The organism is Aeromicrobium sp. 50.2.37, assembly GCF_024655735.1.
In the GTDB taxonomy this organism is placed as follows: Bacteria; Actinomycetota; Actinomycetes; order Propionibacteriales; family Nocardioidaceae; genus Aeromicrobium.
Genome location: NZ_JANLGG010000018.1, coordinates 61,426 through 84,193 on the forward strand (window position 1 = coordinate 61,426; position 22,768 = coordinate 84,193).

At 72.3% G+C, this 22,768-nt stretch carries 21 protein-coding genes; 8 read left to right on the forward strand and 13 right to left on the reverse strand.

Annotated elements, in window-relative coordinates:
* Positions 1-3: 3 nt before the first annotated feature.
* The gene (gene disA, locus NUV38_RS11195) at positions 4-1,071 is read left to right on the forward strand and encodes a DNA integrity scanning diadenylate cyclase DisA (protein ID WP_257729198.1); all 1,068 of its coding nucleotides are present in this window, start codon (positions 4-6) and stop codon (positions 1,069-1,071) included.
* A gap of 164 nt (positions 1,072-1,235) precedes the next feature.
* Here disA and NUV38_RS11200 read toward each other — a convergent pair whose 3' ends face one another.
* A complete protein-coding gene (locus tag NUV38_RS11200) occupies positions 1,236-1,991 on the reverse strand; it encodes a hypothetical protein (RefSeq protein WP_257729199.1) in 756 nt (251 codons plus the stop codon).
* 47 nt (positions 1,992-2,038) lie between these two features.
* On the opposite strand from NUV38_RS11200, the gene NUV38_RS11205 reads away from it, so the two are divergent.
* Positions 2,039-2,974: an A/G-specific adenine glycosylase gene (locus NUV38_RS11205; protein ID WP_374626894.1), complete on the forward strand. Its 936-nt coding sequence runs from the start codon at positions 2,039-2,041 to the stop codon at positions 2,972-2,974.
* Positions 2,975-3,015: 41 nt separating this feature from the next.
* Here the strand turns inward: NUV38_RS11205 and NUV38_RS11210 are convergent, their stop codons facing one another.
* From NUV38_RS11210 to lysS, 4 genes are all read right to left on the reverse strand, one after another.
* Positions 3,016-3,333 (reverse strand): hypothetical protein, encoded by a 318-nt coding sequence (locus NUV38_RS11210; RefSeq protein ID WP_156364860.1) that lies wholly within the window; start codon positions 3,331-3,333, stop codon positions 3,016-3,018.
* Positions 3,334-3,412: 79 nt separating this feature from the next.
* The gene (locus tag NUV38_RS11215; RefSeq protein ID WP_257729200.1) at positions 3,413-5,926 is read right to left on the reverse strand and encodes an ATP-dependent Clp protease ATP-binding subunit; all 2,514 of its coding nucleotides are present in this window, start codon (positions 5,924-5,926) and stop codon (positions 3,413-3,415) included.
* Between the two features lie 380 nt (positions 5,927-6,306).
* On the reverse strand, positions 6,307-7,323 hold the full coding sequence (locus tag NUV38_RS11220) for a hypothetical protein (RefSeq protein ID WP_257729201.1): 1,017 nt from the start codon (positions 7,321-7,323) through the stop codon (positions 6,307-6,309).
* Between the two features lie 71 nt (positions 7,324-7,394).
* Positions 7,395-8,900 (reverse strand): lysine--tRNA ligase, encoded by a 1,506-nt coding sequence (gene lysS, locus NUV38_RS11225; protein ID WP_257729202.1) that lies wholly within the window; start codon positions 8,898-8,900, stop codon positions 7,395-7,397.
* A 160-nt stretch (positions 8,901-9,060) separates the two neighbouring features.
* Here lysS and nhaA point away from each other — a divergent pair, with 160 nt between their 5' ends.
* Positions 9,061-10,890, forward strand: a complete 1,830-nt coding sequence (nhaA, locus tag NUV38_RS11230; RefSeq protein WP_257729203.1) for a Na+/H+ antiporter NhaA — start codon at positions 9,061-9,063, stop codon at positions 10,888-10,890.
* Positions 10,891-10,975: 85 nt separating this feature from the next.
* Here the strand turns inward: nhaA and NUV38_RS11235 are convergent, their stop codons facing one another.
* The 3 genes from NUV38_RS11235 to NUV38_RS11245 form a co-directional block, all read right to left on the reverse strand.
* Positions 10,976-11,146 carry a CsbD family protein gene (locus NUV38_RS11235; RefSeq protein WP_257729204.1) on the reverse strand — a complete coding sequence of 57 codons (171 nt, stop codon included), beginning with the start codon at positions 11,144-11,146 and terminating at the stop codon, positions 10,976-10,978.
* 113 nt (positions 11,147-11,259) lie between these two features.
* Positions 11,260-11,433 (reverse strand): CsbD family protein, encoded by a 174-nt coding sequence (locus tag NUV38_RS11240; RefSeq protein WP_082482024.1) that lies wholly within the window; start codon positions 11,431-11,433, stop codon positions 11,260-11,262.
* A 138-nt stretch (positions 11,434-11,571) separates the two neighbouring features.
* On the reverse strand, positions 11,572-12,363 hold the full coding sequence (locus NUV38_RS11245; protein ID WP_257729205.1) for a TetR/AcrR family transcriptional regulator: 792 nt from the start codon (positions 12,361-12,363) through the stop codon (positions 11,572-11,574).
* Positions 12,364-12,516: 153 nt separating this feature from the next.
* Here NUV38_RS11245 and NUV38_RS11250 point away from each other — a divergent pair, with 153 nt between their 5' ends.
* Complete coding sequence (locus tag NUV38_RS11250) at positions 12,517-13,854, forward strand: HNH endonuclease signature motif containing protein (protein ID WP_257729206.1); 1,338 nt, start codon at positions 12,517-12,519, stop codon at positions 13,852-13,854.
* Between the two features lie 316 nt (positions 13,855-14,170).
* On the forward strand, positions 14,171-14,581 hold the full coding sequence (locus NUV38_RS11255) for an ankyrin repeat domain-containing protein (protein ID WP_257729207.1): 411 nt from the start codon (positions 14,171-14,173) through the stop codon (positions 14,579-14,581).
* On the opposite strand, the gene NUV38_RS11260 is transcribed toward NUV38_RS11255, so the two are convergent.
* From NUV38_RS11260 to NUV38_RS11280, 5 genes are all read right to left on the reverse strand, one after another.
* Positions 14,544-15,320, reverse strand: a complete 777-nt coding sequence (locus NUV38_RS11260) for a type III pantothenate kinase (RefSeq protein WP_257729208.1) — start codon at positions 15,318-15,320, stop codon at positions 14,544-14,546. The two genes, NUV38_RS11255 and NUV38_RS11260, sit on opposite strands and share 38 nt — an antisense overlap.
* Complete coding sequence (gene panD / locus NUV38_RS11265) at positions 15,317-15,751, reverse strand: aspartate 1-decarboxylase (protein ID WP_257729219.1); 435 nt, start codon at positions 15,749-15,751, stop codon at positions 15,317-15,319. Before panD ends, NUV38_RS11260 begins: the two co-directional genes overlap by 4 nt.
* Before the next feature lie 2 nt (positions 15,752-15,753).
* On the reverse strand, positions 15,754-16,674 hold the full coding sequence (panC, locus tag NUV38_RS11270; protein WP_257729209.1) for a pantoate--beta-alanine ligase: 921 nt from the start codon (positions 16,672-16,674) through the stop codon (positions 15,754-15,756).
* A complete protein-coding gene (locus tag NUV38_RS11275; protein WP_257729210.1) occupies positions 16,671-17,678 on the reverse strand; it encodes a Rossmann-like and DUF2520 domain-containing protein in 1,008 nt (335 codons plus the stop codon). Before NUV38_RS11275 ends, panC begins: the two co-directional genes overlap by 4 nt.
* A 105-nt stretch (positions 17,679-17,783) precedes the next feature.
* Positions 17,784-19,289: a glycosyltransferase gene (locus tag NUV38_RS11280; RefSeq protein WP_257729211.1), complete on the reverse strand. Its 1,506-nt coding sequence runs from the start codon at positions 19,287-19,289 to the stop codon at positions 17,784-17,786.
* Positions 19,290-19,321: 32 nt separating this feature from the next.
* Here NUV38_RS11280 and ilvA point away from each other — a divergent pair, with 32 nt between their 5' ends.
* From ilvA to NUV38_RS11295, 3 genes are all read left to right on the forward strand, one after another.
* Positions 19,322-20,617: a threonine ammonia-lyase IlvA gene (gene ilvA, locus NUV38_RS11285; RefSeq protein WP_257729212.1), complete on the forward strand. Its 1,296-nt coding sequence runs from the start codon at positions 19,322-19,324 to the stop codon at positions 20,615-20,617.
* Positions 20,618-20,679: 62 nt separating this feature from the next.
* Positions 20,680-22,152 carry a polysaccharide pyruvyl transferase family protein gene (locus tag NUV38_RS11290; protein ID WP_257729213.1) on the forward strand — a complete coding sequence of 491 codons (1,473 nt, stop codon included), beginning with the start codon at positions 20,680-20,682 and terminating at the stop codon, positions 22,150-22,152.
* The coding region (locus NUV38_RS11295) for a DUF885 domain-containing protein (RefSeq protein ID WP_257729214.1) at positions 22,145-22,768 on the forward strand (624 nt) is incomplete at its 3' end. The genes NUV38_RS11290 and NUV38_RS11295, both read left to right, overlap by 8 nt.

The window sequence follows — 22,768 nt, forward strand, 5'->3', positions numbered from 1 at the left end:
CCCGTGGCCACCCGACCCGACCTGCGCACCGTCCTGGCAGCGATCGCGCCCGGCACCGCCCTGCGCGAGGGGCTGGAGCGCATCCTGCGCGGCCGCACCGGCGCGCTCATCGTGCTGGGCCAGGACAAGGTCGTCGAGTCCGTGAGCACCGGCGGCTTCGCCCTCGACGTGCCCTTCACCGCCACCGGCCTGCGCGAGCTGGCCAAGATGGACGGCGCGATCATCCTCGACTCCGACGCCCAACGGATCCTGCGTGCCGCCGTGCACCTCATGCCCGACCCGTCGATCCCCACCGACGAGTCCGGCACCCGCCACCGCACCGCCGACCGGGTCGCGCGCCAGACCGGGCTGCCGATCATCTCCGTCTCGGCCTCGATGCACATCATCGCCCTCTACCTCGAGGGCACCCGTCACGTGCTCGAGGACGCGGGCGCGATCATCGGCCGCGCCAACCAGGCCATCGCCACGCTCGAGCGGTACCGCAGCCGTCTCGACGAGGTCTCCGACGCCCTCTCCGCCCTCGAGATCGAGGATCTCGTGACGGTGCGCGACGTCGCCGCCGTGGCCCAGCGCCTCGAGATGGTCAGCCGCATCGCGACGGAGATCGACCAGTACGTGCTCGAGCTCGGCACCGACGGTCGCCTCCTGGCGCTCCAGCTCGAGGAGCTGATCAGCGGGGTCGACGCCGAGCGCGAGCTGGTCATCCGCGACTACATGCCGTCCGGCCGTCGCGGACGCGCCGTCTCGACCGTCCTGAACGACCTCGCGCAGATCGACTCCTCCGAGCTGGTCGACCTCACGAGCGTGGCCACCGCCCTGCGCATCGGCGCCGGCGACTCGCTCGACCACCCCCTCGCACCCCGCGGCTACCGGCTTCTCGCCCGCGTCCCTCGTCTGCCGCACACCGTCGTGGACCGGCTGATCGACCACTTCGGCACCCTGCAGAAGCTGCTGGCCGCCAGCATCGACGACCTCCAGACCGTCGAGGGCGTCGGCGACCTGCGCGCCCGCGGCGTGCGCGACGGCCTCTCCCGCCTCGCCGAGTCGAGCATCCTCGAGCGCTACGTCTGACGTGTTCCCCTCGTCAGAGGTAGGTGAGGCACCGAAGCACGCCGTCGGAGGTAGGTGGGGCACCTCATCGAGCGTCCGAGAGGTCACGCACCTACCTCCCACCCGTCAGCGACGGGCGCGCTACCGGCGCGCGCCGTGCACGACGACGACGGAGGCCGCCGGCCTCACTCCTCGTCGGGCGCCGGGGTGGGGGTGGTGGTCTTGGGCGAGGGCGAGCCGCTCGGCTTCGGGGTGGCACTCGCAGAGCTGCTGGGGGTGGCCGACGGCTTCGGCTTGGCGGCTGCCTGCCCGAGCCGGAACCTCGCTGAGCCGGGCTCGCCGCCGAGGGTGCCGATGCGGAGCGTGTACGTGCCGGGCGAGGCCCAGCCCTCCTTGGCCGAGCAGGCGGGACCGGACCCGCGAGCGGACCAGCTGGTGGCCACCGACGTCGTCCACCCGGGACTCAACGCGACCGGATCCTCGAGCAGCGCCGACCGGCAGACCGCCGAGTCCCACACCGCCGTGTCGCCGCTGCTGATGACGGCCACGAGGTCGGCGTCGGCCGGGTCGAGCGTGCAGCCCTTCGCCTCGGTGGTGGACACGAGGAGCTCCACGCGCACCGCCTTCTTGGCCCGCTGGTCGGCGGGGACGGTGGGCGTGATCCGCACCGCCTCCGGGTCACACGGGGTGCTCGCCGTGGAGAGCGCCACCTGGACGTCCGACTGAGCGGCCTGGGTGGGTGCGGGCTCGGGCGTGGGCGTGCCGCCGGCGGCCGGGGACGCCGAGGGAGCAGGCGCAGCGGCCGGCGGGTCGTCGTCGGCGCCGCCCGGCCAGAGGGTCACGCCGACCCACACCAGCGCGATGACCAGGGCCAGCAGCATGAAGCGACGACGCCAGTAGATCGCCCGCGGGACGGGGCGTCGGACCGGTCGCGAGCTCACCCTCCGACCCTAGTTCGCGCGGCACCCCGTGCGAGGATCGACGCGCCATGACCTCTTCTGCCAGCACACCGGTCGAGGACCTGCCCGGGCTGCACGCCGCGGTGGTCGACTGGTTCGACGCGAACGCCCGCGAGCTGCCCTGGCGGGGACCCGTCCGCCGCTCACGGCCCGGCACCCCCGCCGGGGGGCCCGACGAGCTGCCCGACCCGTGGGCCGTGCTGGTCTCCGAGCTCATGCTCCAGCAGACCCCCGTGTCGAGGGTGCTGCCGGTCTTCGAGACCTGGATGACGCGCTGGCCCACGCCCGCGTCGCTCGCCGCGGAGCCTTCGGGCGAGGCGGTCCGGGCCTGGGGACGACTCGGCTATCCGCGTCGGGCGCAGCGCCTGCACGCCGCGGCCGTCGCGATCACGACCGAGCACGGAGGCCGGGTGCCCGAGGACCACGCCGCCCTCCTGGCCCTGCCGGGGGTCGGCGAGTACACCGCCGCGGCCGTCGCGTCGTTCGCCTTCGGGCAGCGGCACGCGGTCATGGACACCAACGTGCGTCGTGTGCTGGCGCGCGTGGTCCTCGGGCAGGCGTACCCCTCGACCTCGATCACGGCGTCCGAGCGCCGCCTGGCGGCGGCGCTGCTCCCCCAGGAGGACGCCCACCGCTGGGCCGCGGCGACCATGGAGCTCGGCGCGCTCGTGTGCACCGCCCGGGCACCACGGTGCGACGTGTGCCCGGTGGCGGACCGCTGCCGCTGGCTCGCGCTGGGCCGACCCGACCACGACGGCCCGCCCCGCCGCGGACAGGCCTGGGCCGGCACCGACCGGCAGTGCCGTGGCCGCCTCCTGGCGGTCCTGCGCGACGCCACGGAACCGGTGGACCAGGGGCGCCTCGCCGCCGCGTGGGACGACGTGGCGCAGCGCGAGCGCTGCCTGGACGCCCTGCTGGACGAGGGCCTCGCCCAGGTGCACCCCGACGGCACGTTCAGCCTGTGAGCGTGCGCCTCAGTGCCGCTGCGGCGTGACTCAGGGGCGGCTCAGGGAGCGTTCGGCGAGCTCGCGCCGCCACGGCGACCGATGACGAGCGCGGCCACGCCCGCGCCCACGCCCGCGACGAGAAGGAGCAGCCCGGCGATCCGGAAGGGCTTCGGCGCCGAGCGGTAGTCGGCGATCTCCTCGTAGCTCTCGATCGAGATCGGGCAGCCGCCCTGGTCCTCGTCGACGAAGCCGGACGAGGGCGTGCCCTCCTGGACGCACACGGCCTCGGGCTCGCCCGGCTGCAGCGCGAAGGCGAGGACGCCGGCCACCACGAGGGCGGCGGCGACGATGAGGAGCTTCTTGGCCTTCGAGGTCATCCCCGCATCCTCGCCCAGCACGACGACGGCGTCCAATCCCGGAGGGATCGGACGCCGTCGTCGTGACTGCTGCGTGCTGCTACTCGGAGCTGCCTGCCTCGACCGCGAGCGGGTCGTGGCCCTCGGTCAGCTCGAGGTCGGCCTTGGGCGTGCCCACGAACGTGAACACGGCCTCGGCACCCTCCCCCTCGACGTCGACCAGGACGATCTCGCCGGCTCGAAGCTCACCGAAGAGCATCTTCTCGGCCAGCGTGTCCTCGATCTCGCGCTGGATGGTGCGACGCAGGGGCCGCGCACCGAGCACCGGGTCGAACCCGCGTCGTGCGAGCAGGTCCTTCGCCGCGGTCGTGAGCTCGATGCCCATGTCCTTGTCGCGCAGACGGTCCTCGAGGTTGCGGACCATCATGTCGACCATCTGGATGATCTCGTCCTGGGTGAGCGGCGGGAACACCACGATCTCGTCGACACGGTTGAGGAACTCGGGCCGGAAGTGCTGCTTGAGCTCCTCGGAGACCTTGGCCTTCATCCGGTCGTAGGACCCGATCGGGTTGCTCGCGTCGGCGAAGCCGAGCGAGACACCCTTGCCGATGTCCCGCGAACCGAGGTTCGTGGTCATGATGATCACGGTGTTCTTGAAGTCGACCACACGGCCCTGGGAGTCGGTCAGGCGACCTTCCTCCAGGATCTGCAGCAGCGAGTTGAAGATGTCCGGGTGGGCCTTCTCGACCTCGTCGAACAGCACCACGCTGAAGGGCTTGCGACGCACCTTCTCGGTGAGCTGACCGCCCTCCTCGTAGCCGACGTAGCCGGGAGGCGCACCGAACAGCCGTGCCACGGTGTGCTTCTCGCTGTACTCGCTCATGTCGAGCTGGATGAGCGCGTCGTCGTCGCCGAACAGGAAGTTGGCGAGCGCCTTGGACAGCCACGTCTTGCCGACGCCCGAGGGCCCGGCGAAGATGAACGACCCGCCGGGCCGACGCGGGTCCTTGAGACCCGCACGCGTGCGGCGGATGGCGCGGCTGAGCGCCTTGATCGCCTGGTCCTGGCCGATGACCCGCTTGTGCAGCTCGGCCTCCATGTTGAGCAGGCGGCCGGACTCCTCCTCGGTCAGCTTGACGATCGGGATGCCCGTGGCGAGTGCGAGGACCTCGGCGACGAGCTCCTCGTCGACGACGGCCACGACGTCCATGTCGCCGGCCTTCCAGGCCTTCTCACGCTCGGCCTTGGCCAGGATGAGCTTCTTCTCCTCGTCGCGCAGGGAGGCCGCGGCCTCGAAGTCCTGCGCGTCGATGGCGCCCTCCTTGCGGCGGCGGACGTCGGCGATCTTCTCGTCGAACTCCTTGAGGTCCGGCGGAGCCGTCATGCGGCGGATGCGCAACCGCGAGCCGGCCTCGTCGATGAGGTCGATGGCCTTGTCGGGCAGGAACCGGTCGGACACGTAGCGGTCCGCCAGCGTGGCGGCCGCGACGAGCGCGTCGTCGGTGATGGTGACGCGGTGGTGCGCCTCGTACCGGTCGCGCAGGCCCTTGAGCATGTCGATCGTGTGGGCGATCGACGGCTCCGGCACCTGGATCGGCTGGAAGCGCCGCTCGAGCGCCGCGTCCTTCTCGAAGTGCTTGCGGAACTCGTCGAGCGTCGTCGCGCCGATGGTCTGCAGCTCACCACGGGCCAGCATCGGCTTGAGGATGCTGGCGGCGTCGATCGCGCCCTCGGCGGCACCCGCACCGACGAGGGTGTGGATCTCGTCGATGAACAGGATGATGTCGCCGCGGGTGCGGATCTCCTTGAGCACCTTCTTGAGGCGCTCCTCGAAGTCGCCGCGGTAGCGCGAGCCGGCCACGAGCGCACCGAGGTCGAGCGTGTAGATCTGCTTGTCCTTGAGCGTCTCCGGGACGTCGCCCTTGACGATGTCCTGGGCGAGACCCTCGACGACCGTCGTCTTGCCGACGCCGGGCTCGCCGATGAGCACCGGGTTGTTCTTGGTGCGGCGGCTCAGGACCTGCATGACGCGCTCGATCTGGTTCTCGCGACCGATCACGGGGTCGAGCTTGCCCTCGCGGGCGGCCTGCGTGAGGTTGCGACCGAACTGGTCGAGCACGGCCGACGTGCTGGGCGCGGCCTCGGCGGGGGCGCCGGAGGTCTCGGCCTCCTTGCCCTGGAAGCCGGAGACCAGCTGGATGACCTGCTGGCGGACGCGGTTGAGGTCGGCGCCGAGCTTGACGAGGACCTGGGCGGCGACGCCCTCGCCCTCGCGGATCAGGCCGAGCAGGATGTGCTCGGTGCCGATGTAGTTGTGGCCGAGCTGCAGTGCCTCGCGCAGGCTGAGCTCGAGGACCTTCTTGGCGCGCGGCGTGAACGGGATGTGCCCGCTGGGCGCCTGCTGGCCCTGGCCGATGATGTCCTCGACCTGTCCGCGGACGGCCTCGAGCGAGATGTCGAGGCTCTCCAGGGCCTTGGCGGCGACGCCTTCACCCTCGTGGATGAGGCCGAGGAGGATGTGCTCGGTGCCGATGTAGTTGTGGCTGAGCATGCGCGCCTCTTCTTGGGCGAGCACGACGACGCGACGGGCGCGGTCGGTGAACCTCTCGAACATGGGGCCCCCTTGATCGGGTGTGTTCTTGTCAGTCTAGGTGCGGGTGCCCCAACGCACTGCGGGACGTCCACGTACGTCACACAACTGGAACCCGGGGCCGGGTGTTCCGCTGTTCACCCTGGGCGTAACGAGCGCCACCCCCGCCGCGGGCACAGGGCGGCAGGGTTCGGGTCCATGGGCTGCTCGGGCCGGCTCGGCAATTCCCATCACCTGATGGGAATCGCGAGCTCACCATGGTTCTCCCCCACTCACCATGGCGGACCTTCGCAGGTGAGTGAGGGAGAGTCGAGGTGAGTGCGGGCGGGTCGTCCACACTGCGAGACCGTCGCCACGCGAGGGCGATCCGGCGCACGGCGTCGCCGCCGTCCGACGCCGCCCGCCTACCGCGTCGGGACGCTGTCCGCCCGGTGGCGGAACGCCGCCGCGACCGTGCTCCCGGACAGGACGAGCACCGCCACCCCCCGGCGCAGCATCTCGCCGCCCTCCGCCTCGTCGGGGGCGAGGCCGAGGGCGAACCAGCCGAGGAACAGCAGGAGCAGGCCGACCAGCACGCCGAGCCCGGCCGAGGCGCGCCACACCAGCGCCACACGACGACGCGCCGCGGACACGGGTGCGGCCGACGCCGCGAGCCGCGCGACCGCCTCCTGCTCCCGCACGAGCAGCGAGACGGCAGCGAGCGCCACGAAGCCGGAGAGCACGGCCGTGCCCCGGTCGGGCCAGCCGAGGGGGACGACGAGGGCGAACAGCGTGAGCAGGAGCATGCCGAGCGGCAGCTCCGGCGAGCGCGCCGCGCGCTCCAGCCGGTCCGGCGCGGCGTCGGCGGCGGCGCGGGTGCCGGCGAAGCGTCGACCGGGACCACCGGTCTCGCGTGCGGCGACCACGGTGGCCAGCACGCAGCCGAGGAGCAGCACACCGAGCGCCAGGCCGACAGCCCACCGCGTCAGCGTCGCCCGGTCACCGGCAGCCGAGGCCGCGTCGGCCCGCTCCGAGACCTCGACGTCGAGCGGGGCGAGGGACTCCCCCCACTCGACGGCCTCGACCCGACCCCGGTCGTCGCACGCGATGCGCAGGTCGAGCCGGTCGGGCTGCTCGGACTCCTGCGGCGGACCGCTGTCGCTGCGGGCAGGCACGTCGACCTCGACGGGCAAGGACGCCCCGGTCACCTCGACCTCGTAGGTGGAGCGGGCGCTGTAGGAGCGCGGGAGCACCTCCTGCACGCGACCCATGCGCACGAAGCGGCCCTCGACCAGCTGCGTCGTCCCCTCCCACGCACGGGCCTCGGCGAGCTCCTCGGCCGACGACTTGGCACGATGCTCGACCGAGCCGACCGGCACGATCGCGACCCCCGCAACGACCAGCAGCAGGAACCACCAGAGGGCGACCGGCGCACGGGACATGCCGCGATCCTGCCCGACGTCGCGGGACCGACGCGACCGCCCCGCGCCCCTCGCGGGTCGTGCGTCCGGCCTCAGACCTCGCGACGCGAGATCGGGAACAGGATCGCCTCGCGGATGCCGATGCCCTGCAGCAGCATCACCAGCCGGTCGACGCCCAGCCCGAGCCCGCCGGCCGGGGGCATGCCGAACTCGAGCGCCCGCAGGAAGTCCTCGTCGACGTCCATGGCCTCGGGGTCACCGGCCGCCGCGAGGCGCGCCTGCTCCTCGAGCCGCTCGCGCTGGACGACGGGGTCGTTGAGCTCGGTGTAGGCCGGGGCCAGCTCGACGCCGTTGATGATCAGGTCCCACGCCTCGACCAGCCCGGGGGTGGTGCGGTGCTTCTTCGCGAGAGGACGCACCGCCTCGGGGTAGTCGCAGACGAACGTCGGCTGGATGAGCGTGTGCTCGACGAGCTTCTCGAACAGCTCGAGCACGATCTCGCCGGCACCCCAGTGATCCTGCAGCGCCACGTCGTGCCGGGCGGCCAGGGCCTTCAGGGACTCCTCGGACGTCTCGACGTCGACCTGCTCGCCGACGGCCTCGCCCACCAGCTCGTGGATCGTGGCCCGCCGCCAGGGCTGCTCGAGGTCGATCTCGCTTCCGTCACGACCGGGGACGACCGTCCGCCCGACCGCACGCGCCGCGTCGACCACGAGCGCACGGGTGAGGTCGGCCATCGTGTCGTAGGAGCCGTACGCCTCGTACGCCTCCAGCATCATGAACTCGGGGTTGTGGGTGTTGTCCACGCCCTCGTTGCGGAACGTCTTGCCGATCTCGTACACGCGGTCGATGCCGCCGACGAGCGAGCGCTTGAGGTGCAGCTCGAGAGCGATGCGCAGCAGGGCGCTCTCGTCGAAGGCGTTGACGTGCGTGTGGAAGGGGCGGGCGGCCGCTCCACCGTTGGTGTGCTGGAGCACCGGCGTCTCGACCTCGACGTAGGCGCGCTCGTCGAGCGTGCGGCGCAGCGACTGCAGCACCTTGGCCTTGACGCGGACGTTGTCGCGGGCCTCGGGGCGGACGATGAGGTCCACGTAGCGCATCCGGCTGCGCGCCTCGTCCGAGAGCGGGTTGTGCTCGTTCGGCAGCGGTCGCAGCGTCTTGGCGGCGATCGCCCACGACGACGCCTGGACGCTCAGCTCGCCGCGCCGCGACGTGATGACCTCGCCCGTGACGGCCAGGTGGTCACCGATGTCGACGAGGTGCTTGAGCCGCTCGAGCGACTCCTCCCCCACGCCGTCGAGCGAGACCATCGCCTGCAGGCTCGTGCCGTCGCCCTCGCGCAGCGAGACGAACACCAGCTTGCCCGTGCCACGGCGGAAGATGACCCGCCCGGCCACCGTCACGACGTCGCCGGTGTGGTGGTCGGCGCCGAGCGCCTCGGGGTCGTAGGCCTCGCGCACCTGCGCCAGGCGGTGCGTGAGCCCCAGGTCCGTCGGGTACGGCTCGAGCCCGGCGTCGATGAGCTGCTGGCGCTTCTCGCGGCGGATCCGCAGCTGCTCGGGCAGGTCGTCGTCGGGGTTCTGGATGTCGGCGCTCACGGAAGGGGAGTCTAGTGGCCGGGTGCTGCCCGGCCCGGCCGGCGGGCGGGTCCGGGCAGCGGCCCACCCACCGCGGTCGGCTGCCACCGAGGGCGGCGGGAACAGCGAGCCGCGGCCGATGGTTGGTGCACTCCGTGACCCGACTGCGAGGATGTCGCCCGTGAGCGAGACCGAGACCGCCGCCGACTCCCGCCTGACCCGGCTCCGTCGCGGGGTGGCCGGGGCCGAGACCGAGCAGCTGGGCGCCGGCATGCTGCTGGTGGCCACGCTCGCGGCCATCGCGTGGGCCAACCTCGGCAGCGGGTACGACGCGTTCTGGCACACGGAGGCGCGCGTGGCCGTGGGCGACTGGTCGATGGGGCTCGACCTCTACCATCTGGTCAACGACGCGCTCATGGCGTTCTTCTTCTTCGCCGTCGGGCTGGAGGTCAAGCGCGAGCTGACGATCGGCGAGCTCACCGACCGGTCACGCGCCATCGTGCCCGCGACCGCGGCGCTCGCCGGCCTGCTGGTGCCCGCCCTCGTCTTCCTGCTGATCGCCCGCGACTCCGGACAGGCGCACGCCTGGGGCGTGGTCATCTCCACCGACACGGCGTTCCTGGTGGGCGCGCTCGCCATCATCCGGCCGCACCACCCCTCCCGGCTCCGGGTCTTCCTGCTGACCCTGGCCGTCGTCGACGACATCGGCGCCCTGGGCGCCATCGCGATCTTCTACACCGACGACCTGCGCATCACCCCGCTGCTCGTCGCCGTGGCGGCCCTCGGGCTGATCGCCCTCGTGCGCCTGCTGCCGTCGGGGCGTGGCCCGCTGTACGCGGCACTCTCGGTGGTGGTCTGGTTCGGCCTGCACGAGGCGGGGGTGCACGCCACCCTCGCGGGCGTCGCGGTCGCGTTGCTCATCCCCGTCGCGGCACCTCGCCGGCACGACGTGGAGCGCGTCGTGGAGCTGACCCGTGCGTTCCGCCAGTCCCCCAACCCGGCCTACGCCGCCGCCGCGGGACGCCAGCTGCGCGAGTCCATCTCCATCAACGAGCGGCTCCAGCAGTCGTTCGCGCCCTACGTCGCGTTCGTGATCCTGCCGATCTTCGCGCTCGCGAACGCCGGCGTCGTGCTCGACGCCGCGACCCTCGAGCGATCGGCCTCGTCGTCCCTGACGTGGGGCGTGGTCGCCGGACTGGTCGCCGGAAAGCTCCTCGGCATCACCGGCGCGACCCTGCTCGCCCAGAAGGTGAGGCTCGGCGTGCTCGCGCCCGGACTGACCATCGGTCGCGTCGCAGGCGGAGCCGCGCTGTCGGGGATCGGCTTCACGATCTCGCTGCTGATCGTCGGGATTGCCATCGACGACCCCGAGGCGCAGGACGAGGCTCGTGTGGGCGTGCTCGCCGCCTCGGTGCTCGCGTTCGCGCTGGGCTGGGTCGTGCTGAAGGCGCTCGACGCCCGTCGGCCCGTCGTGCAGCCCGGCGCCGTGCTCCTGCGGCCGTTCGACCCCGAGCGCGACCACTTCAAGGGTCGCGCCGACGCCCCGCTCGTGCTGGTGGAGTACGGCGACTTCGAGTGCCCGTTCTGCAGCCGGGCCACGGGCATGGTCGACGAGGTCATCGAGCACTTCGAGGGCGATCTCGTGTGGGTGTGGCGTCACCTGCCGCTGCACCAGCACCACCCCCACGCCGAGCTCGCGGCGCGCGCCTACGAGGCGGCGTACCTGCAGGGTCGCCACTTCGACTACGCCCGACTGCTGTGGGCCAACCAGGCCCAGCTGGAGCGGCTCGACCTGCTCCGCTACGCCGACGAGATCGGTCTCGATCTCGAGCGCTTCGAGGCCGACCTGGACTCGGACGCGGTGCGCCGCCGTGTGCGCGAGGACGAGGACGACGCCGACCTGATGGACGTGTCAGGGACGCCGACGTTCTTCATCGGCACCGCCCGGCACGGCGGCCAATGGGACGCGCCCACGCTCATCGCCGCACTCGACGCGAGCCGGAGCCGTTGACGGTTCATGGCGCCTGAGGACACGAAGAAGCCCGGTCGCCGTCGTGACGGTGACCGGGCTTCGCCGGATGCTCAACGAGCAAGGATCACTTGAAGGCGTCCTTGACGTTCTCGCCGGCGTTCTTGACCGAGCCGGACGCCTGGTCCTTCTTGCCCTCGGCCTCGAGGTCCTTGTCGTCGGTCGCCTTTCCGAGGTGCTCCTTCGCCTCGCCGGTGACCTTCTCGGCGGTGTTCTTGGCCTTGTCGATGAAGCTCATGATGATCCTCCTGGATCGGTGGGTGACACTTCGACGGTACGACGGCTGGAAGTCGCTGCAACTCCAAGGAGCGCTTCCCGATGAACGTTCAGTGACTTCTCAGTCACACCCGTTTACTTCTTGAAGGCGTCCTTGACGTCCTCGCCGACGTTCTTGATCGAGCCCTTCGTCTGGTCCTTCTTGCCCTCGGCCTCGAGGTCCTTGTTGTCGGTCGCCTTGCCGACGGCCTCCTTGACCTCGCCGGTGACCTTCTCCGCGGTGTTCTTGGCCTTGTCGATGAAGCTCATGGAACTCTCCTTCTCGGGTGGGGAATCGGTGTGGCTTACGTTGTAAACCTTACGCCGTAAGCCGAAGCCCCACAAGGCGAGCTCCATGCGACCTCGGTCACGACCTCGGGCGCGCTCGCGGCCCGCCTGGCGCGGCACTCAGTCGGCGAGACGCGAGGCGATACCGTCGAGCATCTCCTGCAGGGCGCGGTCGAACTCCTCGGCGTAGCGGTCGGCCGCCAGGCCGGCAGCCAGCCGGTGGATCGCCGGGTACGTCGCCTCGTCCACGGCGCCGGACGGGTCGAGGATCTCCAGGGGCGTCTCGGCCTCTGCCACCGCCTCCTGCTCGTCCTCGTCGCGGGTGGGGGTGAGCCCACCGGGCACGGGCTCCGCAGCGTCGGCGCCTGCGGAGAACGATCCGTCGCCGTCCTGCGGGTCGCGCAACGTCCGCGCCCCTGTCTCCATCAGCAGGTAGCCCAGCAGGAAGCTGTTGAACGAGCGGTAGGCGAACACCACCTGGTCGTCGTCGAAGCCCTCCGCCTGCAGCGCCTCGAGCACCGACTCGATCCAGGTCAGGGACCGCAGCGGTGGGTTGATCCACGGCGCCTCCGACGGTCGCGTGGCCACGATCGGGAAGGCGTGCGGGTGCGCCATCGCGTAGCGGCGGACACCGCGCGCGAGCCGCTCCAGGTAGTCGCGCCAGCCGTTCTCGGCCACCCGCAGCACCTCGGGGTCGGCGTCCAGCTCGGCCACCACCAGGTCGACGACCGCGTCCAGCAGCTCATCGCGCGTGCCGACGTGCTTGTAGAGGCTCATCGCCTCGACGCCCAGACGCTTGGCGATCCCCCGCATCGACGCCGAGCCGATGCCCTCGTCGTCGATCAGCCGCAGGGCGGCCTCAGCGATCTTGCGGCGCGTCAACGTGCCGCGTCGGGAGGTCGTGGGAGGCATGGAGGGATCGTGCCACGGAGGGTCGAGACCAACGACCCGGAGTGCCGGCGCCGAAGGACTTCGAGGTCCGCGGACCTTGGTCATGTATTCGAACAGATGCTTGTTTCCTGTCTGATCTGCCCTCTAGGATGGGGTAGACCAGCAGGAGGAAGCATGAGCGTCGCCGCACTCGACACCCACCCGGTGCCGTCGTGCGTGCACGGCATCCACGCCCTCCTCGACACGGTCGCCACCAGCGCGTGGGACGGTCTGGACCCCGGTGAGGTCCGACGGCTCCTCGCCGAGATCGGTCGCGCCGAGGCGCGCCTGTCGGCCCACAAGATGGCCGCCGCACGGGTGCTCGAGAAGGCCCGCAAGGCCGCAGCGAACGGCGACGGACCGCGAACCGGGACGGGCACCTCGACGGGCGCGACCATCAGCATCGACTTCGGTGGAGACCGCAGCGGTGCCGACGCCCTGGTGAACACTGCCGAGAGAATCGCGGAGCAGACCACCCTCGTCGAGAACGCGCTCGCCGCTGGCGTGATCAGCGCCAAGCAGGCCGACCTGATCTCCCGCGCGTTGGCCAAGCTCCCCGAAGGCGTCACGGCAGAACAGCGCGAGCGGTGCGAAGAGACCCTCCTGAGGGACGCGCAGAGGCTCAGCCTGAAGGACCTGCGGCGCCGAGGGGACCGGATCACCGAGGCCTACAAGAAGACCACCGACGACGTCGACGCGGACGAAGACGAGATCCTCCGCCGCCGCGAAGAGGAAGCCCGCAAGAAGACGTCGTTCTCCATGTGGGACACCAACGACGGCACCGTCACCGGACGCTTCACCCTCCCCGAAGCCCAGGGCGCGATGCTCAAGACCGCCCTGGACGCGCTGGCAGCACCGCACCAGAAGGTCGGCACCGTCAACGCCGCCACCGGCGAGATGGACGAGGTCGGGTTCGGTCAGACCTACCCCCAGCGGCTCGGGCACGCGTTCGCGGCTCTGGTCGAGCATCTTCCCGCCGACCGCCTCCCCACCAACGGCGGCGTGAGTGCCGTGGTGACCGTGAACCTCGACCTCGACACCCTGATGGGTGGTCTGAAGGCCGCCGGCCTCTCGGACGGAACCCGCATCAGCGCCGGCGAAGCACGAAGGCTCGCCTGCAGTGCCCAGATCGTTCCGATGGTGCTCGACGGCAAGGCCCTCCCGCTGGACCTCGGGTCAGCAAACCGCTACTTCAACCGGTCATCCCGCCGGGCGATGGAGAAGCGAGACGGCGGATGCACCGCACCCGACAGCTGCGACCGCGACGCCAGGTGGACCGAGGCCCACCACCTCAACCCCTACGCGATCTCCAAGACCACCGACATCAGAGACGGCGCACTCCTGTGCCCCTTCCACCATCACCGGGCCCATCAGCAAGGCTGGATCGGACGCATCAACCCCGACGACGGCCACGTCGAGTGGAAGCTCCCCGGCTCCGACACCTGGCAACGCAACACCCGCTGGCGACCCTGACCTGCGTGACCACGACACCCCGACCCATTGGTCGGGGCAGACGTGCTGCCCAGCCGCCGCTGAACTGCCCGGAGTGGTCTCGATACACCTCCCCTCGCTAGCGCTCGTGGAGGCACTCGACCACCGAGTGGCTTGGGGAGGCACTCGACCATCGGGTGGCTTGGGGAGGCACTCGACCACCGGGCGGGCTCGGGGAGGCACTCGACCACCGGGCGGGCTCGGGATGCGAGGTCGCCCGCGCTGAGCGAGGCGGAAGCGTCAGAGCGGCTCGGCCGGCCCGGCCGACCCTAGACTCGCTGCGACGGAAGGAGGGCCCATGTCGGGCGGGGACTTCAAGGACATGTTCGCCGCCGCCGTGCGCGGCGACGTCGAGCTGGTCCGCTTCCACCTGGAGCGGGGCGTCGACCCTGACCACGTGCACCCCGAGCTGCAGTCGACCGCGCTGGTGACCAGCATCCTGGCTGGTCAGGACGCGGTGGCCCGGGAGCTGCTCGCCCACGGGGCGGACCCGACGCTGGTCTCCGAGCTGGACGAGACCACCCCGGTCGAGGCGGCTCGCTCGGTGGGCCTCACGTCGCTCGAGGCCCACCTCGTCGAGCGCGGCGCCCGTCCGGCAGCGGGTGCACCCCCGGCAGGGCCTGCTCCCCGCGGACGGAGCGGCAGGCGGGCGCCATGGTGGCCCGCCTGGCTCAGTGGTTCTTCTCGTGCACCAGACGCAGACCGGTGAGGGTCAGCCAGGGGTCGCGCGACGTGATCGTCGTGCAGTGGTCGAGCACCACGTCGGCGTAGGCGCCGGTCGCGATGACCGCCACGTCGTCCGGCTCGGCCTCCAACGACTCGATGATCCGGTCGACCATCCCGTCGACCAGACCCGCGAAGCCGTAGACCGCGCCCGACTGCACGGCCTCGACGGTGTTCTTGCCGATGACGTCGCGCGGGACGGCCAGCTCGACCGCCCGCAGCTGGGCGCCGCGTCGGGCCAGTGCCTCGAGCGACAGCTCGACGGCCGGTGCGATCGCCCCGCCCAGGTACCGGTTCCGGTCGTCGACCACGTCGAAGATCGTGGCCGTGCCGTTCATGTCGACCACGATCGCCGGGCCGCCGTAGACCTCGGCCGCGGCGAGCGCGTTGACGATGCGGTCGGCGCCCACCTCGCGCGGGTTGTCGGTGTGGATCGGGATGCCGGTCTTCACGCCCGGTCCCACGATCGAGACCGGGAGGCCGTCGTAGTACCGCTCCAGCATCGCCTTGAGCTCGACCTGGATCGACGGCACGGTGCAGCACATGGCCACCGCCTGGACGTCTGCCAGGCCCGCGGCACGAACGAAGCCATGAGCGAGCAGGTGCCACTCGTCGGCCGTGCGCTGCGTCTGCGACGAGACGGTCCAGTGCTCGACGAGCTTCTCGCCCTCGAACGCGCCGATGACCGACTGGCTGTTGCCGACGTCGAGCGTCAGCAGCGTCATGAGTGGACGACCAGCGGGTTGTCGACCACGTCACCCCGGACGAGACCGGACCCCGGGAGCGCCTCGGCCGGGTCCGAGCCCGTACCGATGATGTGGTTCTCGGAGTCGACGAACACGACGCTCGGCTGGTGCTCGCGCGCCTCGGCGTCGTCCATCTGGCCGTAGCCGATGAGGATCACCAGGTCGCCGGGATGCACGAGGCGCGCGGCGGCACCGTTGATGCCGATGACGCCCGAGCCCCGCTCGCCGGCGATCGTGTAGGTCTGGATGCGGGCGCCGTTGTCGATGTCGACGATGTGCACGAGCTCGCCCGGCAGCAGGTTCGCCGCGTCGAGCAGGTCGGCGTCGACCGTCACGGAGCCGACGTAGTGCAGGTCGGCCTGCGTGACGGTGGCGCGGTGGATCTTGGAGGTCATCATCGTGCGGAGCATCATCAGGGTCCCTTCCGGAGCACCACGGGTGAGTTGTCGAGCAGGCGCGTGGTGCCGACCCTGGCTGCCACCAGGATCCGCGCCTCCCCTTCGTAGGAGTCGTCGACGTCTCCGAGCAGCGGGTCGGTCACGACCAGGTAGTCCACGTCGACGCCGTCGGCGGCGTCGAGGACCTCGTGCGCGGCCTTCAGCACGGCGTCGCGCCCGACGACGCCCTCGTCGGCGGCGGCTCGCAGCGCACGAGAGAGGGCGAGCGCCTGCTCGTGCTGTATCGGCGTCAGGTACGTGTTGCGCGAGCTGAGCGCCAGGCCGTCCGCCTCGCGGACGATCGGGTGGCCCACGACCTCGACGTCGAGCGCCAGGTCGCGCACCATGCGGCGGATCAGCGCCAGCTGCTGGAAGTCCTTCTCGCCGAAGACGGCGACGTCGGGACGCACGAGGGCGAACAGCTTGGCGACCACGGTGAGGACACCACGGAAGTGCGTGGGGCGGGCGGCGCCCTCGAGCAGCTGCCCGAGCGGACCGGGGTCGACGGTCACGGGGCCCCCGGCGGGGGTGCCGGGCCCCGGGCGGTGGGAGGCACCGGCGGGGGTGCCGGGCCCCGGGCGGTGGAAGGCACCGAGCCCACCGGGGTACATCTCGTCGACGTCGGGCGCGAACACGACGTCGACGCCCTCGCGCTCGCAGACGACGAGGTCGGCGTCGAAGGTGCGCGGGTAGGCGTCGAGATCCTCGCCCGGCCCGAACTGGGTGGGGTTGACGAAGATCGACACCACGAGCGTGTCGCCGAGCGGGCGGGCGTGCCGCATCAGGCGCGCGTGGCCGTCGTGCAGCGCACCCATGGTGGGCACGAACGACGTGCGCTCGGCTCCTGCGAGAGCCGCACGCAGCTCGGCCCGCGTGCGGGCGACGACGGGGGTCATGTCAGACCCGTCCGTGCGTGCTGCTGCTCGTCGGCCGATCCCGACCCGTGGAGCCCCGACCCGTGAAGCACCGACTCGTCGAGGGCGGACTCGACCACGGCCGCCGTGGCGGGGTCGAGCCGGCCGTCGGCCGCGGCGCGCTCCGTGGTGGCGTGGGCCATGGCGACGTAGGCGTCCCGGGTGGAGGCGGGCTCGCTGGCGAGCGCGTCGACGTGGGCGCGGACGGTGGTCACGTCACCGCGCGCGATCGGCCCGGTCAGCGCGGCGTCACCGAGGTCGAGGGCGTTCTCGAGAGCCGCCTCGAGCAGCGGGCGCAGGATCTGCGAGGCCTCGGCCCCGGCACCGATGCCGTGGAGCAGCTCGCGGGCCTGGGCGACGAGCGTGACGAGGTGGTTGGCACCGTGGCTGAGCGCGGCGTGGTAGCGGACCCGGTCGGCGTCGTCGATCCAGACCGGCGTGCCCCCCAGGGTGACGGCGAGGTCCTCGGCGACCTCACGCTCGGCCTCGCCGGCCGTGAGCCCCATGGCGCACGAGCGCCCCAGGTCGACCGACGAGCCGGTGAACGTCATGGCCGGGTGCAGGGCCACCGGGCGCGCGCCGACCCGCGTCGCGGACCGGAGGGCGTCGAGACCGTGCCGCCCGCTCGTGTGCACGACCACCTGGCCGGGACGCAGCACCGTCGAGAGCTCCTCGGACACGGCGACGAGGGCGTCGTCGGGGACCGCGAGCACCAGCACGTCGCTGTGCTCGGCGACCTCGGCCGGTGACAGCACCGGCACCTCGGGAACGAGGGTGCGGGCGCGCAGGGCGGAGGCGTCGGAGCGGGCGCTGATGCCCACGACGTCGCGGCCGGCGGCGCGCAGCCGGGCGGCCAGGACGGAGCCGACCCGGCCGGCACCGACGACGCCGTACGTGGTGCGCTCGCGCGCAGTGTTGACCGAGCGCTCGCGCGCGGTGCCGATCGAGCGCTCGCGCGCAGGGCCGTGCTGACGTGGATGCGTCATGGGGAGTGCCTCTCGTTCCAGTCCCGCGAACGGGTACCAGACTGCTGACGTCGTCAGTCTACGACCGTCCTCCGGCGGCGCACAGTGGCACGGAGGTGGCGAGGGTCACAGCGTGAGCCGGTGGCTCCGCACACCCTCGAGGTGCAGGCCGTCGGGTCCGTCGACGGTCAGCGTCAGCACCAGCTCGCAGCGTCGGGTCGCGGGGGGCGGGAAGCGCAGCCGCCAGCCCGAGCCCGGGTAGTCGCGGACGGTGCCCGCCCGCGACGTGAAGGCGGCGGCGTCGTCGGTCCGCTCCACCTCGCCGGCCGCCGTGTCGCGCCCCGTCAGCACGCGTGCGGTGAGGGCCGCGCCGGCCACGTCGGCGTGGGGGAACCAGGCCCGCACGTCGACCACGAGCTCGTCCGCTCCGGCCAGGACCTCGCGTACCGAGGTGCGCAGCCTCAGCTGCTCGGCGGTGGCCAGGTAGGTCACGGGGTCGAGGCCGTCGGCGAGGCGCCCGGGCAGGTCGACCGCCGGGCCGTCGGACGTGGCCACCAGGGCGAAGAGCTGCGACTGCAGACCCTCCGCGCGCACGAACCGCCAGACGGGGGCGAGGTCGCCGGTGGCGCGGGCCTGCTCCAGGAGGCCGTTCATGACGCGGTGCTGCGCCGGCACCTCGCGGGCGTAGCGGTCGGGGGCCACCGCCGCCACGAGCCGGGGGACCCGCTCCACGAGGACCGCGAGGTAGGCGTCGTCGGCCCGCTCGAGCTTGAGCGTGGAGTTGGGGACGTTGTGCTTGAGCAGCTGCAGCGCCCGCTCCTCGCGGACGGCGGGCAGTGGCTCGAGCAGGCGGAGCGACTCGTCGGCGGCGTCCATGCGGGCCGTCACGTTCTCGACGGTCACCTGCCCCTGCGAGGTGGAGGTCGCCTGCCGCCGCCAGGAGTAGGCCATCGTGGAGGTCACGTCGATGGCGGCCGCCTCGCGGAAGGCCTGCGCCGTGAGGATCTGGTCCTCGTAGATGACCCCGGGAGGGAATGCGAGGCCGGCTGCGTCCCAGAAGGTGCGGCGGAACACCTTGGCGCAGGCGATGGCGTGGACGAGCACGTCGGGACGTTCGGCGACCGTGACGCCCTCCACCGGTCGCGCGTGCAGCGACCGGATCCAGGGCGCGGGCCGCACCACGGTCCCGCCCTCGAGTCGCTGGTAGGGCAGCACGGCGAGGTCGGAGCCGCTGCGCTCCAGCCCGCGCACGGCCACGTCGAGACCCTCGCGGGTCACGACGTCGTCGGCGTCGACGAACGTGAGGTAGGTGCCGGTGGCCACCTCGACACCACGGTTGCGGGCCGCGCTCTGGCCCGCGTTCGGCTGCGAGAGCACGACCACGCGGGGGTCGCGCGCCGCGACCTCGTCGGCGATGGCACGGCTGCCGTCCGTCGAGCCGTCGTCGACCACCACGACCTCGAGGTGGCGGTAGCGCTGGCCGAGCACCGACTCCAGGGCCGCCGCCAGGTGCTCCTCGCCCTGGTACACCGGCATCACCACGCTCAGCGTCGGCCCGCGGAGGTCGCGGACCCGACGGGCGGCCCGGCCGACGGCACCGCGGACGAGGCGGCGGACGGGCGGGCGGGGCACGCCGCGAGCATAACGTCGGGTAGACAAGCACCATGAGCACCGACGCACAGGCCGAGGCCGACGGCCTCCTGGTCACGGCCGACGACGTCGAGGCCGCCGCGGAACGGCTGGCCGGCGTGGTGACCGCCACCCCCGTCGAGCGCAACACGCGACTGAGCGACGTCACGGGTGCCGACGTCTGGCTCAAGCGTGAGGACCTGCAGGTCGTGCGCTCCTACAAGGCGCGGGGTGCGTACAACCTCATCGCGCAGCTCGACGACGCCGCACGGGCGGCCGGTGTGGTCACCGCGAGCGCAGGGAACCATGCCCAGGGCGTGGCGTTCGCGTGCGCCGCGCTCGGCGTGCGCGGCCGCGTGCACCTGCCCCGCACGACGCCCCACCAGAAGCGCGACCGGATCGCGAGCATCGGCGGCGACGCCATCGAGATGATCCTCGACGGCGAGACCTACGACGACGTGTCGGCGGCGGCCTCCCGGGAGGCGCTCGACGGCGCCACCCTGGTGCCCGCCTTCGACGACCCGCGCACGATCGCCGGGCAGGGCACGGTCGTGCAGGAGGCGTTCGACCAGCTGCAGCGGCTGGGCGAGCCCGTGCCCGACGTGCTCGTCGTGCCCGTCGGCGGAGGCGGCCTCCTCGCCGGCAGCATGGCCTGGCTCCGCGAGCGCCATCCGGGGGTCCGGGTCGTGGGCGTGGAGCCGGCCGGGGCGACGTCCATGGCGGCGGCGCTCGCGGCCGGCGAGCCGGTGACGCTGCCCGAGATCGACACCTTCGTCGACGGCGCCGCGGTGCGGCGTGCGGGCCGGCACACCCTCGACACCGTGCGTGGCGACGGCTCCACGGCCGTGCAGATGCTCGGCGTCCCCGAGGGCCAGGTGTGCAGCGAGATGCTCGCGCTGTACCAGAGCGACGGCATCATCGCCGAGCCCGCGGGCGCCCTCGCCACGTCGGTGCTGGGCTCCCTGCTCACGGTGGAACCCGGATCCCGCGTGCTGTGCATCCTGTCCGGTGGCAACAACGACGTCAGCCGCTACGCCGACGTCGTGGAGCGCTCCCTCGTGCACGAGGGCCGCAAGCACTACTTCCTCGTCGAGTTCGCGCAGGAGCCCGGTGCGCTGCGACGCTTCCTCGACGAGGTGCTCGGCCCCGACGACGACATCGCCCTGTTCGAGTACGTCAAGCACAGCAACCGCGAGACCGGCCCCGCCCTCGTGGGCATCGAGCTGGCCCGCGCCGACGACCTGCCCGCCCTGCTCGAACGCATGGAGGCCGCACCGCCGCGCATCGAGCGGATCGAGAGCGACAGCCCGCTGTTCCGCTTCATCCTCTGACCCTCTCGGGCACCGCGGCGCGACCCCGCCGTCGTGAGCACGGCCTCTGACAGACTGGCGCCATGCCTCGTCTGCTGGTCCGCTCCGGCAAGGACCCGTTCACCCCGGTGGGCGCGGAGACGACCCTCACCCAGGACGTCTTCAACTCCAACTCCGGCAACTACCTCTTCCAGCACTCGGTGTGGCGGTCCCTGGCCGTCGACGGCACCGAGCTGGTCAGCTCGAGCACGCTCTCGGAGCGACGCTCGCCCGAGCCCGGCGACGCCGAGCGGATCAACGCCGAGTTCGACCACCTCGTGGTGCCCATGGCGAACGCGTTCCGACCGCAGTTCGTGCCTCACCTGACGGCCCTCACCGAGCTCGTCGAGCAGCTCACCATCCCCGTCACCGTGGTCGGCATCGGCTCGCAGGCACCGCACGGCGAGGGTCCGGAGTCCCTGGGGGACATCGCCGACCCCGTGAGGCGCTTCGTCTCCGCCGTGCTCGAGCGCTCCGCCTCCATCGGGGTGCGTGGCGACTTCACCCGCCGCCACCTGGCCCTCCTCGGGTTCGGGGACGACGTCGTCGACGTCATCGGCTGCCCCTCGCTGTTCCTCTGGGGTCCGGATCACCGCGTGGAGCGGCGCGTCGCTGCCGTCGCCGACGACGCGTCCCTGGCCCTCAACTTCACGCCCGAGGTGCCGGGCATCGGCGACTTCGTCACCCGGCAGGGCGAACGGCACCCCAACCTGGTGGCCGTCGGCCAGGACGCGCACGACCTGCGGGCCATGCTGTGGGGCGTCCCGCACCCGCACGTCGACGACCCCGCCGTGCCCGTCCACCTGCACCACCCGCTCTACCAGCAGGACCGGCTGCGGCTGTACCTCGACACCTGGACCTGGTACCGCGACCTCGCCCAGGTCGACTTCGTCTACGGCACACGCTTCCACGGGAACGTGGCAGGGCTGCTCGGCGGCACGCCGGCCGTGCTGCTGGCGCACGACTCGCGGACCCTCGAGCTGGCCGAGTACCACCGCATGCCGCACCGCGTGGTGTCGGCGTTCGACGAGGCCACCGCCGGGCTGCACCCCGACGAGCTGCACGCCGGGGCCGACCTCGACGCCTTCCACGCCGAGCTGCCGGCCGGCTTCGCCCGGTACACCGCGTTCCTGGAGCGCAACGGCCTCACCCATCGCTGGTCGCCCGGCACCAGCGCGGAGTCCTTCGACGAGCGCCTCGCCACCGTGGACCTGCCACCGGCGGTGCACACGCTCGCGGCGCCGGGGCTCGACCAGGTGGCCGCGCGCCTGCAGTGGCTGCGCGAGGGCATGGTCCTCGACATCACGCGGCACCCGCAGCGGTACGAGCCGCCCTTCCCGCACCCTGCGTGGCGCGGAGCCGGCAGCCGCCACGCGCGTCTGGCCGACGACGCGAAGGCCCGTGACACCGCCAACGCCGCCGCGGTCGCCGCGCTGGCGCGCCGTGTCGAGTCGCTCGAGAACACCCGGTGGCGGCGCTTCGTCGCCCGGATCAGGAAGGCGGTCGGTCGTGGCTGACGTGTCGGGGCGGCAAGAGCCGGGCCAGCAGGGGCGGGGCCGGGCCCCGTCGGCCGTCGACGCGCTGGCCGAGGAGTGGCTCGACGTGATGCTCGAGCACGAGCCCGAGTGGCACGTCTCCCTCGGCCGGCCCGGACGTGAGGGCGAGTACGCCGACCTGTCGCCGTCGGGGCACGAGGCGTACGCCGACGCGGCTCGCGCCATGCGTCGCCGGCTCGACCACGTGGAGCCGCGTGACGCGGTCGACATCGTCACGCACGCGGAGCTCGTGCGGGTGCTCGACCTGCACGTCGAGGAGCACGACGCCGGCACCTGGCGCAACGACCTCAACGTGATCGCCTCCCCCGTGCAGAACGTGCGCGACGTCTTCGACCTGATGCCGCTCGACGACGTCGACGGCTGGTCCGACGTCGCCACCCGGCTCACCAACCTGCCGGGTGCGCTCGCCGGGTACACCGAGTCGCTGCGCTCCGGGATCCGCGCCGGCGACACCCCGGCGCGCCGCCAGGTGGTCGAGGTGGTCGAGCAGGCCCGCCGCCAGGCCGAGGCCGGCGCGTTCTTCGACGAGCTGGCCGGCGCCGCCGCCTCCGCGTCCGTGCCGGCGTCGCTCCAGGCC